This is a genomic window from Desulfofustis glycolicus DSM 9705 (assembly GCF_900130015.1).
Classification (GTDB): Bacteria; Desulfobacterota; Desulfobulbia; order Desulfobulbales; family Desulfocapsaceae; genus Desulfofustis; species Desulfofustis glycolicus.
In genome coordinates this window covers 1-2,942 of record NZ_FQXS01000072.1, presented here as the reverse complement: position 1 = coordinate 2,942, position 2,942 = coordinate 1, and the positions used below count along the sequence as shown (strand labels likewise).

General features: G+C 38.8%; 3 protein-coding genes. All 3 read right to left on the bottom strand.

The window, feature by feature from the left end; genetic code table 11:
• Positions 1 to 89: 89 nt before the first annotated feature.
• On the bottom strand, positions 90 to 1,205 hold the full coding sequence (locus tag BUC26_RS23310) for an MBL fold metallo-hydrolase (RefSeq protein ID WP_143166143.1): 1,116 nt from the start codon (positions 1,203 to 1,205) through the stop codon (positions 90 to 92).
• Positions 1,183 to 1,710, bottom strand: a complete 528-nt coding sequence (locus tag BUC26_RS22305; RefSeq protein WP_143166142.1) for a hypothetical protein — start codon at positions 1,708 to 1,710, stop codon at positions 1,183 to 1,185. Before BUC26_RS22305 ends, BUC26_RS23310 begins: the two co-directional genes overlap by 23 nt.
• 87 nt (positions 1,711 to 1,797) lie before the next feature.
• On the bottom strand, positions 1,798 to 2,451 hold the full coding sequence (locus tag BUC26_RS22300) for a hypothetical protein (protein WP_073379608.1): 654 nt from the start codon (positions 2,449 to 2,451) through the stop codon (positions 1,798 to 1,800).
• Positions 2,452 to 2,942: the final 491 nt, after the last annotated feature.

Here is a 2,942-nt window from a genome sequence, read left to right as displayed (position 1 = left end):
ATGGAACTTTCTCTTCTTTCCTTCACTCATCTTTTCCTGTTCCTCGGGATTGCGTCTAGCTTAAACTACTGTCTTAAAACTGGGGTCCACTATAATGCTCCGTCTCTCAGACTAACTTTCCACTCACTATGAGCATCTTTTATGCCTTTCCTCAAAACAATATGACCACATGCGGGTTCAGCATACCGAATATATTTAGTATATTTGTTTATGAATCTTGATATTAAGACATCTTTTCTTTTTCTTTTTCTTACAGTATCAGGAGATGCAGTGATAAACAATTTGCTGGTTAATTTTGATAACCTTCCCAAATCAATATCGCTTGGTAATCGGTTATTTCCTCTCGTCCATGGAGTTAAAACGGAGATTGGATTGGGACAAAGCATTCTTTCCCATACAGGCATGTAGTGTGCATTATGTGACCCGTGATGCGGAATCTTATGTATATAGGCCAAGTCGGTTGAATAAAAACCAGACGAGACAATAGCCGACCACCCAGTATCGTTATTCCCTTTTTCCTCCAGATCAGCACCAAAAAGGAAAATGTTTTCGCTACCTACCTTAGCCCAAATAACGACAGAAGTATCATTTTGGTCTGGGCAGGGTATTCTGCGAGGATTACTTAATATGTCTGGAATAATTTTGGCGAGTTGCTTGATAGCTTTGTCAACCTCGAAGTCTGACGGAGAGAGAGCGTATATCTCACAATCGCTCATTCCAGGTAACTTGCTAGTCCAAAGTTGTCTTTCAGCGATCGCGAATTTGGGCCGCTTATTCCTTTCTGTCAGGATATCAAAAATGGATAAAAATTCTGATATTCCAGATTGATTGTCTCCTATGGCTGAAACTCGGTTCATTTCAATCAATTCTAAAAATTCTTTCTTCTTTATCGCAACGGAGCATATAAAAACAGCTGATTTACACTCTTCAACAATAGTGCTCAATCCCTTTATATGATCATCATGCCAGTGGGTAGCTACTATTGCTAACACCTCCTTAGAAGGGTCAACATTAATTGACTTTAAATACCTAAGCGCTTCAGGATATTTCTTGCCTCTATCGACACATGAATCAATGATTATCCACCGGCCATAGCCGAGATGCAATACGACACATTCTCCATATCCAGGACCAAAAATTGATATTTCAATTTCGCTTTCTTCTGGTCGAATCAGTGGGCATTCATGATTCAGTGTCTTCATCATCTAACCAGCGTAAAAGTTTTTCTACACGCATTCTAGCTTCCTTTATTTCCAGTTTGGATCGAATTGGAAGCCTTCTAAAGTATAAAATTTGACACGCGTGCTTACGACCTCCGCGCGTGATCATATAGCCGATATTCCAGTAAAATACGGCTCCCAAAGCCAAAAGCGGAAGATCATCGTCTGAAATTTCATTTATAGAGAATTCTGCTTCTTCATCGGGAGTTTCTTCAGTTAAATTTGTCAATTTAGCAACAAATGTATCGTCTTTTATTGAAATGATTGTCCCCTCGAACTTTTGTTTCGAAAGAAAGCTATCAAGCTGGCGTCCTTTTTCAATGACTAAACCAGAATACCAATCACCAAAATAGCTTTTTGAGTCTGTAGCTAATTGTTCCGTGGGAGCTTCTTCTGGTACATTCTCAGTTAGATGTTTTTTTATCCAACTCGTTAAAATTAAATTTTGAAATACAGGATCAAAACCGTCATCAAACTTGCTAACTATCACATCTTCAAGGTTCTCCGCGACACCCTCTGCAAATTTAAACTCACTAGACGAATAACAATTGGTGGCTTCGCAATATAAAGTCATAGGTTAATTTGTTGCTGTTACCAGCACCCCCCTGATAATATCATTCGCTCTCTGTTCTGAATTGGCCCAGTCAGAAATAAGGATATCTAAAATTTGTTGGCACCCGGATGTTTCGCTTTCTTGGGTTTCGTAATGATCGTTAACTCTCACACTAACGCCAAATTTGGTTTCTTTGGATCCTTTGGCATCGACATTGATTTTTCCAATGTAATCATCTGGCCTATCTCCTCTAACAGAAACACTGAGCATTCCTGGATTAATTAGGGAGTTCCAATAGGGTGTTTTCGGGGTTAAATTATGGCCAAATTTGTGCCAAATATGTTCAGACTTTAAGTCAAAGTGCAATTCCGTATTTACCCCAAGCATTTTTATTGGTGTATGAACTAGTAATTGGAAAGTTCCTATTGTTAGATCACGTATCATCTCAATAGCATAGTCAAGAGTGGTGTTAATCACGTACCTATCACGAGTAATTTCGATATTGCACCAATCGAGCCCAAAATTGACCACATCTTGATGTATGATTTTGATGTCTGCTTTGCTACCATCCTGCTCGCCTATTAATTTATTGGCGGAGAACCAGTATGGTTGAAATATAACTGGATTAAATTTACCTATTAATACTATACTCTTGTATTGTTTAATATGATCTCTCATGTTAGTTCTCACACGAAAAGAATTCCAAACACATGCGATTAAGTTGAAATACAACTGCCTTCCAGAAATTTCGAGACGTAAATTGCTAGGCTCTCTCGGTGACTCTCCCTGATCTGACCAAATGCTACGCCCTCACTCTATGACTCTTATGACAGCCTTTCAAAAAAAGCAAGGAATCAAGTACATATGGTTTTGGGCACTGCTTTTGACCATCTCAAATTGTTATATAATTACAAATAGGTACAGCCCTCTTTACCAATATCATGGGTGAATTTGTGTTTTGGACGCGTTACCAGTCACCACCAATTTCAATTGGATTGTCCGTTTATAACACGATGTCAACAAGAGTATACTTATTTTTACACTTTCACGACCGCCCGCAATCCCTTATTTCACGTTAGTGTACCTTTTTTTCTGTAAATTCGGATAAGGCTTGGCAAGAGCAGGCCATCGTATATCCTTTCGCTTTCATTTTTCGCGGAAACAAAAAG